At 45.0% G+C, this 15,360-nt stretch carries 10 protein-coding genes; 3 read left to right on the top strand and 7 right to left on the bottom strand.

All coding sequences use genetic code 11. From position 1 onward, the window contains the following. Positions 1 to 82: 82 nt before the first annotated feature. From QUA71_RS24285 to QUA71_RS24275, 3 genes are all read right to left on the bottom strand, one after another. Complete coding sequence (locus QUA71_RS24285) at positions 83 to 1,414, bottom strand: serine/threonine-protein kinase (RefSeq protein ID WP_333288982.1); 1,332 nt, start codon at positions 1,412 to 1,414, stop codon at positions 83 to 85. Between the two features lie 154 nt (positions 1,415 to 1,568). Beyond that, the gene (locus QUA71_RS24280; protein WP_333288980.1) at positions 1,569 to 2,564 is read right to left on the bottom strand and encodes a pentapeptide repeat-containing protein; all 996 of its coding nucleotides are present in this window, start codon (positions 2,562 to 2,564) and stop codon (positions 1,569 to 1,571) included. A gap of 183 nt (positions 2,565 to 2,747) precedes the next feature. After that, a complete protein-coding gene (locus QUA71_RS24275; protein WP_333288978.1) occupies positions 2,748 to 4,442 on the bottom strand; it encodes a hypothetical protein in 1,695 nt (564 codons plus the stop codon). A 70-nt stretch (positions 4,443 to 4,512) separates the two neighbouring features. On the opposite strand from QUA71_RS24275, the gene QUA71_RS24270 reads away from it, so the two are divergent. Beyond that, complete coding sequence (locus QUA71_RS24270; RefSeq protein WP_333288976.1) at positions 4,513 to 6,012, top strand: NAD(P)/FAD-dependent oxidoreductase; 1,500 nt, start codon at positions 4,513 to 4,515, stop codon at positions 6,010 to 6,012. A gap of 286 nt (positions 6,013 to 6,298) precedes the next feature. Here QUA71_RS24270 and QUA71_RS24265 read toward each other — a convergent pair whose 3' ends face one another. Beyond that, the gene (locus QUA71_RS24265) at positions 6,299 to 7,309 is read right to left on the bottom strand and encodes a leucine-rich repeat domain-containing protein (RefSeq protein ID WP_333288974.1); all 1,011 of its coding nucleotides are present in this window, start codon (positions 7,307 to 7,309) and stop codon (positions 6,299 to 6,301) included. A 178-nt stretch (positions 7,310 to 7,487) separates the two neighbouring features. Here QUA71_RS24265 and QUA71_RS24260 point away from each other — a divergent pair, with 178 nt between their 5' ends. Then, a complete protein-coding gene (locus tag QUA71_RS24260; RefSeq protein WP_006635816.1) occupies positions 7,488 to 7,946 on the top strand; it encodes an ABA4-like family protein in 459 nt (152 codons plus the stop codon). A gap of 445 nt (positions 7,947 to 8,391) precedes the next feature. Here QUA71_RS24260 and QUA71_RS24255 read toward each other — a convergent pair whose 3' ends face one another. Continuing rightward, positions 8,392 to 11,313 (bottom strand): GAF domain-containing protein, encoded by a 2,922-nt coding sequence (locus tag QUA71_RS24255; RefSeq protein ID WP_333288972.1) that lies wholly within the window; start codon positions 11,311 to 11,313, stop codon positions 8,392 to 8,394. 231 nt (positions 11,314 to 11,544) lie between these two features. On the opposite strand from QUA71_RS24255, the gene QUA71_RS24250 reads away from it, so the two are divergent. Continuing rightward, complete coding sequence (locus QUA71_RS24250; RefSeq protein ID WP_333288970.1) at positions 11,545 to 12,711, top strand: quinone-dependent dihydroorotate dehydrogenase; 1,167 nt, start codon at positions 11,545 to 11,547, stop codon at positions 12,709 to 12,711. Between the two features lie 379 nt (positions 12,712 to 13,090). Here QUA71_RS24250 and QUA71_RS24245 read toward each other — a convergent pair whose 3' ends face one another. Together QUA71_RS24245 and QUA71_RS24240 are read right to left on the bottom strand one after the other, a co-directional pair. Further along, a complete protein-coding gene (locus tag QUA71_RS24245; RefSeq protein WP_333288968.1) occupies positions 13,091 to 14,542 on the bottom strand; it encodes an anthranilate synthase component I in 1,452 nt (483 codons plus the stop codon). Between the two features lie 117 nt (positions 14,543 to 14,659). After that, positions 14,660 to 15,331 (bottom strand): aminotransferase class IV, encoded by a 672-nt coding sequence (locus tag QUA71_RS24240; protein ID WP_333288966.1) that lies wholly within the window; start codon positions 15,329 to 15,331, stop codon positions 14,660 to 14,662. Positions 15,332 to 15,360 lie beyond the last annotated feature (29 nt).

Here is a 15,360-nt window from a genome sequence, read left to right as displayed (position 1 = left end):
TTTAAGTCGGGAAGTTTTTCCATTCCTTTATCTAATGTCTATCTCGTCTTCTTGTCAAGGGGGTTGAGCAATTACCAAAAATTTATCTTAAATTTAACCAATCTTGAATTTCTTGCGCTAACCAAGCCGCCTCAACCTCTTTCAAATTTGTTGCTAAAGTATAAAAGTAAGTTCCCCTATCGTTACTTGAACGAATCCTGATTTGATTTCCCTCAACCATGCTATATATAAAAATACCCAAAATTTCGGAAATTTTCCCAGTTTGTTGTAAATAACTCCAACCAAATATCTGATGTTCCAGTTTAAAATAGTTCCGGTTAAATTTAATTTTATTACCATTGCCCGAAATTTTAACTAAGATACTTGCTATAAGCGTAAACAATCCTAATCCAATATTGAAATTTAAGTACACAAATGCTAAGATTATCAGCCAAAATAGCAGTATAATTAATATTCCTATAAAAGTAGCTAAAAAAGGGTTTCTGAGTAAAGCAGACGGAATTTTAATGTTTAATTCCGTCGCTGATTTGCTAACTTGAATGCGACTGTGAGGGGGTTTAGCAATTTTCCGAACAGTCGGAATTTGAAGATTAGCCCCTTGTATGTTTCCCGATTTCAAAGCTGCTAAAGCGTCTCTAGCCTTGCTGAAACGCTTTTCTAAGGCGATTTCCGTCATCTTCTCAATCCAGCTTACCAAACTGGGATTCACACTCACGCGATCGCTAAACTGAATCCGAGAATCTTTCTGTGGCAAATCTGCAGGAGTCATCCCCGTTAACAAATGAATTAAAGTAGCTCCCAAAGCATACAAATCCGAAGCCGCCACCGCCCGCCCCCAAAACTGTTCTAAGGGTGCATAGCCACTCGTTCCTACCACTGTAAACGTTACACCTGTCACCGCCGCTTGAGCTTGTACCGCCCCAAAATCTACTAGATAAACCTGCTGATCTTCCCCCAAAATTAAATTACTCGGCTTAATATCTCGGTGCAAAACAGGGGGGCTTAATTCATGCAAATAAATTAAAATTTTTAGCACTTCAGTGGCAATTTTTCGGACTTGTTTTTCTGAAAAATTCTTGCCTTTTTCTAACAATTCCTGAAGTGAAAATCCCGGAATATAATCTTGCACTAAGCCAAACCAAGGCAATCCTGCTCCGGCTTCCCGCTCTAGGGAAAAATAATCTCGATAGCAAGGAATGCGGGGATGATTTAGCGCCTGCAAAACTTGTGCTTCTCTTTCAAAAAGCTTGAGTTCTTCCCAGTGCATTTCCGGGCTAAAAGCTAACATTTTCAGCGTCACCTGTTCTTGAGACTCTAAATCCACTGCTAGCCAAGTTTGATGACCAGCCGCTGTGCGTCCTAAACGCTGTTGCAATTGATAACGTTCTTGTAAAATTTTTCCTGTATCTAACACAGCATTGCCCTCCTGTTTTGACTTCTACAAAATGGCCTTAACTATTAAATTAATGACGGGTCTCCTACCCAGCTTATTTTTACTCATAATTGTTAAATCACAGGGTCGGAGATTAACTATTTTGGTGACAGCCTTAAATTCCTACTAGAAGTAATTACCCGTGCATTTCTCCATTCGGCATAATTGTACCGCGCCACTGAGCACCTGATAAATTAGCAGTGCTCAAATCTGCCCTAATCAAACTTGTGCGGTGCAAAATTGCCTCCCGCAAATCAGTTCTAGCCAGATAAGCATCAGTCAGATTAGCTTCACTCAAATTTGCCTGATTAAAATTAGCTCGACTCAAATCAGCCCGCACCAAATTAGCTCGACTCAAGTCAGCCATGATTAAATTAGCATTGCTCAACTTAACATCAGTCATAAATGCACCCCGCAAGTTAGCGCCAGCCAATTCAGCATCAATTAACACAGCTCTTTCCAACTTAGCATTTGCCATTACAGCCCAGGAAAAATTTGTTTCTACCAAAGTTGCTTCAGTCAAAAATACGCCATCTAAAATAGCTTCGCTCAAATTTGCCTGAGTCAGATTTGCTTCCCCCAGAGATGCTTCTGTCAAATTCGCGTGGCTGAGATTAGCTTTAGTCAAATCTGCACCTTGCAAATTGACGCCCCGCAAATCTGCACCTTGCAAATTTGCACCCCGCAAATTTGCACCCTCAAAAATCCGCGGCTCCTTCCGCAAATTTGCACCCCGCAAGCACGCACCGCGCAAATCTGCACCTTGCAAATTCACACCTCGCATATCTGCATCGCTCAAATTTGCATCAATAAAAACTGCCAAAGAGATGTTAGCTTTGCGAAAGTCTGCACCTTGCAAAGTCGCTCCGTGGAAGTCTGCATCGGACAAATTTGCTCCGCTCAAGTTTGCTTGATTTAAGTTAGCACCGCACAGCTTTGCATTAGTTAAATTTGCGCGCTGAAGGTTAATTCGGCTCAGGTACGACAGCGCTAAGTTTGCACCCCAGAGGTCAGCACTGCTTAAATTGACGCCAATTAAATCGGCACCGCTCAGGTATACGCCTCGGAGATTCATACCTTGAAAATCTAGTTCTCCTGATGTATATCGCCTTAAAATTTCGCTGGCATTCATATTTGTTTTTGTTGTTAATTAGGTACAATCTGCTATTTCTACACTGCTTAAATTTCTGTTCGCGCAGGCGGACTTAGTTTTTATAGCGCCCGAGTTGAGTCTGAGAAATTTGATGAAATTTCTTGAATTTCAGTTGACGCAGGTGGACTTAGTTTGTGTAGCCTCAGACTTGAGTCGGGGCATTTAATGAGTTTGATTGACAAATTCTTGAGTCCAAAAGACTGTTTTGCTACCTAACTGTCGCCCGTGAATTTTCACATGAGTAAGATATTTGGATTTTAAAGTACACAGTTTTTTGTGAATGTATGTAGCTGTAGCCTGTTGGTTTGGTACTTCAGCAGACTCCAGAATAACATGGAGCCAACCGTCTTTAAATCCCGCTGTAGCAGCAATTCCTTTAGGCTGTAGCAATTGATTAATCAATTGGGCGATCGCCTTTGGTTTGCCTTGCTTTGCCATTTCCAAAAGCTGATACTGATTTGCTTTATGGCTAGAGTTTTCCTGCGGTATGTCTAAAATATTGTCATCCAGGTCTTCTGTGATTTCCGAAGGATATTTACTGCTTTCTTTTGACTCCAATTCGAGCAAAATTTCCAGCATTTTATCGGTAAACTTCTGAACTTTTCCTACATACTCTCTGAGATTTTTATATTTCCAGTACAAACGCTCCTCTGCACTTCCCGTAGAAAATTTTCCGTTCAAAGCAGCTTCTAACTTGGTGAATATATTTTCTATTTGCGCCGTTGCGGAGTTAGCACTTTGACTGACTAATTCTGTCATTTCTTCTTCCAATTCCAACTTGCGTTTGATGGAATCGCTAATATTTATAATAACAGGAGCCGTCGGTTCTAAAGTTTCGATAATAGTCGCCATTTCTGCAACTGGGAATGTTTCTACCATTTCCTGTCTGAAATCGGTAGCATAATTATTGCTGGTTTCGGCTTCTTTAAACTGTACAGTTTCTGCCGTGTCCGGGACTAAGTAACTCTTTTGGGGGTCATAATGATAGTGAGTTGGAGCAGCTTGAAGGATGTGAGTAATCTCGCCTGGATCAAAATAATCGGTGCGCCTGTCCACCAGCTTGCTCTCTTCATAAACACTGTTGTTTAAATGCGTCTGATCGTAATCTTCACTAGCCGAAGATTCGGCTTCATCCGGTTCTTCCTGTTGCATTTTTGCGTAACAAGGATTCATCGCTTTGATGATTACGCTCGCAGCTTGGTCGTTTTCATCTCTGTTGTCGAGATTGCTAGCAGTTCTGTACAACTGAGATTCCAGTTCGGCTAGGCTGCCACAGACATTAAACAGTTGTCGCAGTAGATTGTCAAGTTCTTGAGTTTTCAGCAGTAGCCAGTCGCGATCGCTAAAAGTAAACTGGTGATAAAGAGTAGAAAAAATTAGGATTTTCGCCCTCAGCGGATTTGTTTGCTGCAAAATTTTTTGTCTGACATCAAATAATTTGCCAGGGTTCCTTGCACTTTCTTCGCTGCTGCTGGGTATTTCCGAACTAAAGTGCTCTTCAAATGCGGGAGCTTCCTGACCGCCAAAACTAGATATGTTTATTTCTAATTTGGTGAAATCTTCAAATTCATACAGCCTGCTAAGTTGACAGACTATGAGGTCTGCTACTAAAGCATACTCGGTTTTTTTATTAACCTTAGAGACTATATTATTTAAAACTGCTTCAATATCTTCTAACCTGCTGTATTTGGCGCACAGCTCTTCAATTAAAAGCCTTACATCTGCGCTGGCGAGTTGGGCAGGATCGTTTTCCCAGGACTCTTTACAAGCAAAAAATATTATTTTTTTAATGCGCGAGAGATTCACGTCTTGTTCTAATTCGCGAACAACTTCATCTAAAATAGATAAAGCTTTCATAGTTTTCCTCCCATAAAAATACCCTGTCAACACTCAGCAAGAAATAATACAATTATACCACATTTGATAAATGCAAGACTTTGATGCGATCGTAATTGGCAGCGGTATTGGCGGCTTAGTCGCCGGCTCGATGCTAGCTCGTTACGGCAAGCGGGTGCTCGTCTGCGAGAGCCACACAATAGCGGGCGGGGCAGCTCACAGCTTTTCGCGCCGGGGATTTCACTTTGATTCGGGGCCTTCTTTTTATTGCGGTTTGACTGACCCCCGGTCGTTCAATCCTTTACGGCAAGTTTTTGATGTTTTGGAGGAATCGATCGCAGCAATTTCCTACGATCCGCTGGGGCATTACCATTTTCCAGAGGGAAGTTTACCGATTTATGCTGATGGGAGAAGTTACTTAGATGCTGTAGCTAAGTTCGCACCGCAAGGTGCTGTAGAATTGCAGCAATTTCAACAAAATTTATTAGTTTTGTATGAAGCTTTGCGTGGAATTCCGGCTTTAGCGCTGAGATCCGACTGGCAGTTAATACCTGTTTTGCTGTCTCGGTACTCGCCTGCTTTGCTGAAGCTGTTGCCGCTAGTAGGTGCGATCGCGGGTTCAGCCGGTGACTTGATGGATCGGGACGTGCATGACCCTTGGGTGCGGCGTTTGATTGATTTGGAGTGCTTTTTGCTGTCGGGTTTGAAAGCGCACGGAACTGTCGCGCCGGAAATAGCTTTTATGATTGGCGAACGATCGCGCTGTGCGATCGAATATCCTGTAGGTGGCAGCGGTGCGATCGTCGATGCTTTAGTGAGAGGTTTGCAGCGCTGGGGAGGAAAGTTGCGCCTGGGAACTCCCGTCGAGCAAATATTAGTTGAATCCGGCAAAACCACCGGAGTTCGCTTGCAAAATGGCGAAATTATCCGCGCCCCAATTGTCATTTCAAATGCCACCGTCTGGGATACTTATACAAAATTACTGCGGCCTGAAGATTTGCCGGAAAGCTACCGAAAAAACGCTTTGTCGATGCCAGCAGTAGAGAGTTTCATGCACCTGCATTTAGGAATTAAAGCCGAAGGACTCGAAGGTTTGACCGGCCACCACGTCGTTGTTCACGACAGTAAGATTGACATTACAGTACCCGGAAATACTTGCATGATTTCGATTCCTACGGTGTGGGATGCAGCTCTCGCGCCGCCCGGACATCACGCCGTTCACGCTTATACATTGGAACCTTACGAAGGTTGGGAATATGGCGAATTGTATCAGCAGAAAAAGCAAGAGCGATCGCAATCTCTGTTTCAAGCTTTAGAAAAAATTATACCCGATTTGCGATCGCGAATAGTCTTAGAGTCGATCGGCACACCGCTAACCCACGCCCGATTTTTGCGCCGATATCAAGGAACTTACGGGCCTGCAATTGCCGCCGGAAAAGGCACATTTCCCGGGCCGCAAACACCAGTCAAAGGCTTGTATCGGGTGGGAGACAGCACCATGCCGGGAATTGGCGTCCCCGCCGTCGCAGCATCGGGTATTTTGTGCGCGAATACTTTGGTAAATTCCGATGTTACAGCACAATTTTTGTAAATTGGTAGAGGAAGCGGGCGGGTTTTGCCCAAGATATTTCCGGCAACTCAACAAATAGATAAACCCGCCCTCTCGGAACCAGTAAACTGCTTGCTGGAGCGCTGATGAGTGCTAAAGACTGATTATCCACCAGCGGCAAAAGCGCCCAGAATTGCGATCGACAAAGCCAAACCGGGCAACAGCAGCAATCCTAACATCAAAGCATCGTGTCCGCTCATCACTTTCTCCTAATATTGACCTTTGCCATTATACTCTATAAACTGCCATCTTGCCTCGGCCTTAATAATTAAAACCGGCATATAGATTCAGGATTGACAGGGCAAATTTTATTAACAATGGGATTCCCGCGCAAGTCCAGGGTAGTTAACTTTTGCAAAGATTGCAGGGAACTGATATCAGAGATTTGATTGTTGTACAAGTCTAGTAAAAATAAATTATTTAAAGCTTGTAGCGCGCTGGTATCCGAAATCGGGTTGTTGAACAGATAAAGTTCAGTCAAATTAGTTAACGATTTCAGCGGACTGATGTCGGATATTTGATTGTTACCGAGGTTTAGTTCAATTAAATTAGTGAGCGATGTCAAAGGAGTAATATCTGATATTTGATTTTGGAATAAAACCAATTTATTTAACTTAGTTAGAGCTTTCAACGGAGTAATGTCAGATATTTCATTTCCGAAGAGAAACAGCGTAGTCAGATTTTTTAAGGAAGCCAGCGGGGTGATATCCGATATTTTATTATTGTAAAGGTATAGTGTATCGAGTGCAGTCAAATTTGTCAAAGGAGCGAGATCAGAAATTTGATTGTTGTAGAGGATCAGCGCATTTAAGTTTGTTAAAGCTTGCAACGGAGTGAGGTCGGAAATTTTGTTGTCAAACAAGACAAGTGCGGTAAGATTAGTTAGACCTGCTAGGGGACTGATATCGGAGATTTGATTGGTATCGAGAACAAGTTGAGTCAGATTTATTAGAGATGAAAGCGGGCTGATATCTGAGATTTGATTAACATCCATAATCAAATTTTTCAGATTGGTTAAAGATTGCAGGGGAGCGAGGTCAGATATTCGATTGCTGCCGAGGATAAGATTAGTAAGTTTAGTGAAAGATGAGAGGGGACTGATATCGGTAATTTGAAGATTTTTGAGGTTAAGTTCTGTTGTATTAGAAAGCAGTGCGTTGGCTCGATCGCACTCGGAAGTGTCTGAGATTTGCAACAGTATTTCTACCGTATGTTTAGCATCAAGCGAGAGATTCTCTTTTTGCTGGCACCAATCGGGAAAGTTATTATAAGTTGTCATGGGCTGTGCTGCCTTAATCGATTTTAGATGCGAGATTTTAAATTTTAGATAAGTATAGCAATTCTATTTCATTTGTGAATGACATTTTTTTCGGCTTTTGAGAAATTTCGGCAAAAATTGTGTAAAGTAATCTTAACATCCTTAATTGAATTGCATTCGCAGGAGCCAAGAGCCAACTATGACACCAGAACTAATTTTTAATGTCGGTAATCTGTTCGTTGTGCCTTTCTGGGCAATTATGATTTTATTACCAAACTGGGGAATTACCCGAAAAGTGATGAATTCCTTTATTCCGTTTGCAGTGCTAGCCGTTTTGTACATATATTTGTTTGGTAGCAGTCTGACTGCGGAAAATGCGGCTGCTTTGTCCAATCCCAAGCTAGCAGATATTGCTAAGTTTCTGGGGGAGGAAACGGCGGCGGCTACGGGATGGATACATTTTTTAGTGATGGACTTGTTTGTCGGGCGCTGGATTTATTTGGAAGGACAGCGGACAGGAGTTTGGACGGTTCATTCTTTGGCTTTGTGTTTTTTTGCTGGGCCGATGGGATTGCTTTCTCATATTGTAACTGCTTGGATTACTCAAAGGTTTTTCCCGAGTTCTGAGGCGGCGGAAACGGTTACTTCATCGGTTTAGGCAGAGGGTTTTTAATACCTTGGATGTTATAGCAATCCTTGCAGGAGTCGTAAATTTTTGACCCCACCCCAACCCTCCCCTTATTAAGGGGAGGGAGTAAGAAATTCACAAATGATTTAGGATGGCTATATATCGCATCCGGTTGCATCGGAATGATTAAACCGCGAAGGCGCAAAGGACACGAAGGAAGAGAAAGAAGAAGGTGCGGTTCTTCCTTCGCGCTCTTTCCGTCTTCGCCGTTCATTTAATCTTACGACCTAACAGAACTCGATCTAATACAAGTCCGAATCAAACCGAGTTGATATCAATCATCCACTCTTGGACGCAGAACCTAATTATATAGGGTGCACCTGAAGCACTTTACCGCTAGAAGTTGGGTTGGGGCTGGTTTATAACTACCTAGTATGTGAATTGGAGATAGGGGTGAAATCGCCCGTACAGAATTTTAAGAATTGGCTAGGGGCAGCACTAAACGAGCCACAATTAAATTGTTTTCTAACATTTCTATAGAAAAGTTTCCCCCCATTAAGCGTACCGCTCGCTGATAAACTAAAAGATTTTGCACGATCGACCTATTGGAAGTAGAAACGGCTAATATGTCCGGCCCGGAACCGCTGTTGAAGGCAGCAATTAAGTGTCGATCGCACGCGCCGCTATCGCTCACAGACAATTCTAGCCAATCTTCTCCCAACAACTGAGAGCGAATCTCAATCTTGGCGCCAACAGCAGAGCGCCTGCAAGCCGCCGCCAGCAATTCGCACAGTATCAAATCGAGCTTGATGCTGTCGCCGCGAACGCTCAAAGTCTGACCAGCAGGCATCGACACAGCAATTTCTCTGTGCACTTCCAGCAAGACTTGCGACTGTTTGACCAGGGAGGCCGTTCGATCGAGCGATCGCCTCAGCCAAGCGCTCACAGGCACCGCATCTTGTCCGAATTGCAGCCGCCACTGTTCCTGTTTCAGCAGCAAATGAGTTGACCCCAAAGCATTGCCAATTTGCCGCAAAACCTGTTGGTAGCGCAAAATTTTCAGAGCATCCTTTTGCTCCTTCGCCGACTGCAAAATCGACTGACTCAACTCCCCCAACTCTTTCACCCCCGCTCCCACAGTGCGGTAAAACTCCTCAAAACGGCGCTGTTTGTACCAGTTGAGCAGCTCCAGATCCAATCGCTGCGACTCCTGGGCCGATTGCACCGCCAAATACCTGTGCCACCAAGCCAACTGAGACGCCATCGAGCTGAGTAAACTCACCGATAACTCCGACCACTGGCGGCCCGGAGCGTCCGCAGCCACCACAATGCCCGCCGCAGCGTGTTCTGGGGCAGTCCGCAGCGCCACCGTCAGAATCTCGCCAATTCCCGGACTGCGGAGCCACCGCTTCGTCGCCAGCGGCAGTTGGCTCGTGCTCTGTTGCAGCACGCCCGATTCTGCCAGGGTTTGTTGGATCAAGGCATCTGTTTTGACAGGAATCACCGCCTCGGGATTGAGGGCAAATACGGGATTGGCAGCTACCGTCGCCACGATGGAACCTTCCTCCTGACCCGGATTCCAAGTAATTAGGGCGACTAAAGGACAGGAAAGTGTCTGGGAAACGTGTTGAGCAAAGTTACGATCGAGCTTTTGTAGCGGCAACTCTGGGAACATCGTCGGTGAAGCAGCAGATATCTCTTGCTCAGATTGCTCATCAGGAGAATGGTGCAAAACCGCCAAACCCGATTTGAGCAATCGTTCAAATTGCTGATATTTGTCGATTTCCGCACTCTGCTGCCAGGAGTGCAGGATCAATCCTAGCTGTTGGCCCACTAGCCGAACTAATTCTTGCTCAGATCGCCTCCAAGTGCGAGTTGCATTGTGTCCGACAACCAGCAAACCCTCGATCGATTTTCGATGGGCGATTTTCGATTTTAGATTCGGGTTTTCTCCCTCTTTCTTTTTCCCCCTCGTGGTCGATGCCAAAAGCGATCGCACCCCCGCCTCCCCCAACACTTCCCGCCAAGCGCTCAACCGCCCGTCTTCCTCCCAATTTTCAATAGCCACAGGTTCGCTTTCTTGCAACAGCCCCACGTCAGCCACATCGAGGGCGTTGAGCGGCGACGGCACTGACCTGCGGTTGCGGGGCAGATTTTGGCAGACAATTTCAAAGCGATTTTGTTCTTCGCCGTACAGCAGCAGCAAAAAGTATTCGCATTTGAGCCGCTCGCACAACTGTTCGGCGGTATTTTTCAAAGTCGCCTCCCAGTCAGCATCGCTGTAGATAGCGCGAGCTATTCCCGCAGTTAAATCTCGATCGATCTCAATTTGCTGAATTTTCTCCTCCATCTCCGACACAGGAGCCGTCAGAGCCACTAACTGCGCCACTCCCTGCAGGTAATGCTTTTCATTGTCTTGCCAAATCCGGGGCTCGCCGGCTTCGACTGCCAAAAATCCCAACAATTCCCCTTCTGAAACAATCGGCGCAGCCAACAGAGAGCGAGCGCGGATTTGCTGCATCAACCGCCCCGTCAGCTCAGTTTTCAGAGAACTTTGAGATTCACCGATCCAAACCATTTCTTCCCTGCCCAAAGCCTGATAAAATTCGCCCAAGTCTTGAACGGTGATGCCCGAAGCCGCTCGGCTCGGCCCGCCCAAACCCGGAGCAACTTCGCGGTTGCTGACTCGGCGCCAAAAATAGCGCCGCTCTCGCTCGAACCAATAAACATTGGTGCGCGTCGGCTCGATAAATTCATGAGTTTGTTCGACCACCGCTTGCAAGTATTGGTCTAGCGATCGCAGTTCCCCCAACTGCGAAATCAGCGCTAAAAGAGACTCATCTGGGTGTTTAACTTGTTGTCGCTGCCAGTCTTTTTCTATTTGATAAAGAGCAGTTGCCAGCGCTCCAAATACGATCGCCAACTGCGTTTTTTCCCCCGACTTTGGCGACGCTCCCCACACGTCTGTGCCGAGCAAAATCACGCCGTAGCAGCGGTCTTTGTAGCGGAGCGGAAACAGAGTCGTGCCTTGAATATTGAAAGTTTGAGCTGCTTTGCGCCATTCTCCGGCTCTACTTTCCGATCGCAAATCCGGGACTCCCACCGGCCGGAGCTGAATCACCACTTGTTCCAGCAAATCCCCCGGACTGAGGGCAAACCGCTGTTTGAGAAAAGACAGGTCGCCGTTAGGAGTTATGCCACCTTTGCCGAACAATCTGTGGGCCTGTCGATCGTACAACCCGATCCAAATCAACGGCCAGTCAAATTCGGTTTGCAAGTAACCGAGTGTGGTCGAAAGTAGCACTTCAACGTTCTCCTCTTCTCGGAGAGTCTGGAGAACGCGCTCTAGGGTCGCGATTTGTTCGTCTAAATCCTTTGGTCTTTGCTGCTGCCCCATTTCCAAGCTTCCCCGCACCTTTGTCTAATTTAAAATTACTAACTTAAGAATTCAAAAAAATAAAATACAAAAGAATCAACTTATAATATAATCGTCTCACTTATCCCTCAATCTCAAACATTGGATAAAGCCGATCGAAGTTGAAGTAAAAAATTCGCCTTCACTGTCTGCTCCTGAATATTTTTATTTCCCTTCTCATTTCTAATTTGTAAATTGCCCCAGTACAAATCATTGGATATTTATCAATCAAGTGTACGCCCGCTGTTGTTTTCCGTATTGAAAACCGATGCCGAGTGGCTGCACAACCGCACTCTCCAAGTTCTCGAACTCGCAGCCCGAACCCAGTCAAGCCCCGCAACCAGCCAAATGCTCTGGCGATTGCAGAAATCTTTGGGAGTTCAAGATTCTCGCCTCGAACAATCTTTGTGGGGACTGAGCTTTAACAATCCTGTCGGCTTAGCCGCCGGATTTGATAAAAACGGCGTAGCTGCCGATATTTGGGCAAACTTTGGCTTTGGCTTTGCCGAACTCGGCACTGTCACTTGTCAACCACAGCCGGGAAACCCCCAACCTCGCTTGTTTCGATTGACTCAGGACAGTGCAGCCCTCAACCGCATGGGATTTAACAATCAAGGAGCCGCGGCAATGGCAGCCCGGTTTCAGGCAGCACAGAAACACTCAAAATTCGATGCCTCGCGCCCCATGCCTCAGTCCCCATTCCCCTTGGGCATCAATCTCGGTAAATCTAAGGTAACACCGTTAGAGCAAGCCGCAGCCGACTATTTGGAGAGTTTTAAGCTGCTGAAAGATTGGGGCGACTATTTTGTAGTGAACGTTTCGTCTCCGAATACGCCTGGGTTGCGATCGCTCCAAGATGCTGCTGGGCTAAGCACAATTTTGGAAACTTTGCAACAAGAAAATCAGGGAATCAAGCCAATTTTAGTCAAGATTGCGCCGGATTTGGAGTCGGAGGCGATCGTATCAATCCTCGACTTAGCAAAAACCTACCAACTAGCAGGAATTATCGCCACAAATACCACCATCCGCCGCGATGGATTGAAAACACAAATATTACGGGAAACAGGCAAACCAATCGCCGAAGAAGCCGGGGGAATTAGCGGGCTTCCTGTGCGGGAGCGATCGACAGAAGTAATCCGATTTATCTGGCAATATACAAAAGGCGAATTACCCATAATTGGAGTTGGTGGCATTTTCACCGCCGAAGATGCTTGGGAAAAAATAGCCGCCGGTGCGAGTTTAATTCAAGTCTACACTGGTTGGGTTTACGAAGGCCCTTGGATGGTGCGCCGGATTCTACAAGGGTTGTTGCAAAAGTTAGAAGAACGCGGATTTAGTTCTATTTCTGAGGCAGTAGGTTCGGAGAATCAATACACATAGGAGTGAAAAGCAAGTCTTGGGCAGGCAGGATGCCTGCCCCACAACAATGGTTGAAGAAGTCTCATAAATTATGGCAGGAATCAGCCATTGAGGGGCTTTGTTAATTGCTTGTGCTTTTCCTTTCCGATCGTGATAGTGAGCTTATCCAACAGCTAACCAGCTTTGGCAGTCTCGTCTACTATCCATGAGTTAACCCCGAATCTGACTCAGAGTGCGATCGCTAAAAAAACTATCAGGCAACACCCTACCAACAGTTCCCTAACATTAATACTAGAATAAATCTTTTGTTTTCGCTCTGTTTCACTCGCGATTACATCAAAATTAAATCTGCGAGCTAAATCTTCAATAATCTTAACAGGTCGATTTATCTAACACGCATCTAATCAAATATTTCCGCTAATTTCAAAGCATTAACTTGAGCTTGAGCTTTCTGCAGCGACTCCTGCCATTCCCTTTCTGGATCGCTATCAGCAACAATCCCCGCACCCACTTGTCCCCAAACAACTCCCCCGGTTGTACCGTCACTTTTTGGTGCATATAAAAGGGTGCGAATCAAAATATTTAAATCCAGGTTGCCGCGCCAATCCAAATAACCGCAGGAACCGTAAAATAAATTGCGCTTCACGGGTTCCAATTCTTCGATGATTTCCAGACAGCGCACTTTCGGACAACCTGTAATCGTACCGCCCGGAAATACCCCTCGAATTAAGTCGATCGCGTCGCAATCTCCTCTTAATGTACCGATAACATTACTGACGAGGTGCATCACGTGACTGTAGCGTTCAATCGTCAGAAATTCGTTAACTTTTACTGAACCCCATTCACACACCCTCCCGATATCGTTGCGTTCTAAGTCAACTAACATAATATGTTCGGCTCTTTCTTTGATATTCTCTATTAATTCCTGTGCTAACTGCTCATCTTGAATGCAGGTTAAACCTCGCGCTCTTGTTCCCGCGATCGGTCTAGTATCCACTTTTTTTTCTAATAATTGAACCAGTCTTTCCGGCGAACAACTAACTATCGCCCCCCACGGAGTTTGCCAATAACTTGCAAAAGGCGAAGGATTGATCCGTTGCAAAGCGCGGTAAATTGACCAACTACTGCAATCTGTACGGGCTTCAAACCGCAAAGATAAATTAGCCTGAAAAATATCGCCCGCATGAATATACTTCTGAGCTTTTTGCACTATTTCTTTATATTGACTCTGAGAGAGTTGAAAAATAGGAGTAGCGGAATTTGGTTGATAATTTTCCGGTAAATTATTCTCGATTATTTCTCGATCGGTTTGCTCTAATTGATGCTGCATAACATCGAGGTGAGAAGGTTGACTCGCAGCCAACCAGAGAATTTGCGTTTGACTGTCTAAAACCGCAAAAGATTCTGGTTCGTACCAACAGCTAACCGGGAAAGGAAGCGGATCGGTATTGATTTGGGGCAGGTGTTCGATTTCCCATGCTAAATCATAACCTAGCCATCCCAACCAACCCCCAGTAAAAGGAATTTCCGGCGGTACATTTACTGCTAAATTTTGCTTTTGAGAGTCCAAAAGAGCGCGCAAAAAAGGTAAAATTTCACCGACTGGCGGTGTCCATAGCTGAGATTGACCATCAATTATCCGGGGAGAACCTGCACAAATAGAATATCGTGCCAAGTTAGTAGAAGATGTAACTGGACTTTCTAGGAGAACGGCCATATCGCGGGGGACACAATCCGATATTGAGCCTGCACTGTCGGCATTTTGACCGAGAAATAAAGTTTGAAAAATCTCAGAGCCGCTGCGCTGATTTAGGGGAAGCTTTCGCCAATGCCAAGGTTGTATTTGTTTCATAATAGATTGCACTATGGTTAACACTTTCAGGACTTACGCTACGAGTCAATCTTGAGACTATCTGTAGTAGTAACGTGCACAGTTCGCACCCTACTAAAATCGATTGAAAGCGTTATCTCAGCCATTACTGACAACTTTCCAAACATCTCGGCTTGCTTCTTTTTTGAGGCGTATCCAACCCCTAACGGAGTTAATGAGAAATAGAGTTTGGGTACTGTGCAAATCATCTAAGGTAATTAATTCTTCTGTGATTTTTCCCTCCTCTAAAAGTTGAGAACGAAACGTCCCCGGTAATAAACCGCACTTGACGGGAGGTGTGATTAGACCTGCGGGTGTATCGATCACGATATTGGCGATCGTGGATTCGGTGATAACTCCATCTTGATTCCACAGAAAGACATCCTGATATTCGGGCTGCGACTCCAAAGCCATTGTATAAGGCAATCGGTAAGTTGTCTTGTGGTAAAGAAATGGGTTTTGAGAATCGATCGGTTTGCGGGCAATTCCCACAGATGCACCGATTTTTAAGATACCGCTATCTAGTGTCTGAGCTTGTAATTTTATGTGTCCCTCAGAAGATATGGTTAACCGTATTTTGTGTTTGACTGACCCGCAAGTCATACTTAATGCTTGTAAAGCATTGCTTGCTTCTGTTAGCGATAGGGGGAAATTAAAATAATCAGCCGATAGCTGTAATCTTTGAAGATGTCTGTCTAGCAAAAAATAGCCGTTTTTGGGTTCCCATAAAAGTGATTCCAGCAATTCAAATTTTTGCTTTTGTTGAATCATATTTTTTTCAAAATAATGTAAATTAGGTA

This window comes from Microcoleus sp. MON1_C5, assembly GCF_036701875.1.
Lineage (GTDB): Bacteria > Cyanobacteriota > Cyanobacteriia > Cyanobacteriales > Microcoleaceae > Microcoleus.
This window is presented reverse-complemented; position numbering and strand designations above follow the sequence as displayed.

Bases quoted from the DNA above. Each gene is read 5' to 3' on its own strand.
- QUA71_RS24280 (WP_333288980.1), bottom strand. From the start codon at position 2,564: ATGAATGCCAGCGAAATTTTAAGGCGATATACATCAGGAGAACTAGAT.
- QUA71_RS24275 (WP_333288978.1), bottom strand. From the start codon at position 4,442: ATGAAAGCTTTATCTATTTTAGATGAAGTTGTTCGCGAATTAGAACAA.
- QUA71_RS24270 (WP_333288976.1), top strand. From the start codon at position 4,513: ATGCAAGACTTTGATGCGATCGTAATTGGCAGCGGTATTGGCGGCTTA.
- QUA71_RS24265 (WP_333288974.1), bottom strand. From the start codon at position 7,309: ATGACAACTTATAATAACTTTCCCGATTGGTGCCAGCAAAAAGAGAAT.
- QUA71_RS24260 (WP_006635816.1), top strand. From the start codon at position 7,488: ATGACACCAGAACTAATTTTTAATGTCGGTAATCTGTTCGTTGTGCCT.
- QUA71_RS24255 (WP_333288972.1), bottom strand. From the start codon at position 11,313: ATGGGGCAGCAGCAAAGACCAAAGGATTTAGACGAACAAATCGCGACC.
- QUA71_RS24245 (WP_333288968.1), bottom strand. From the start codon at position 14,542: ATGAAACAAATACAACCTTGGCATTGGCGAAAGCTTCCCCTAAATCAG.
- QUA71_RS24240 (WP_333288966.1), bottom strand. From the start codon at position 15,331: ATGATTCAACAAAAGCAAAAATTTGAATTGCTGGAATCACTTTTATGG.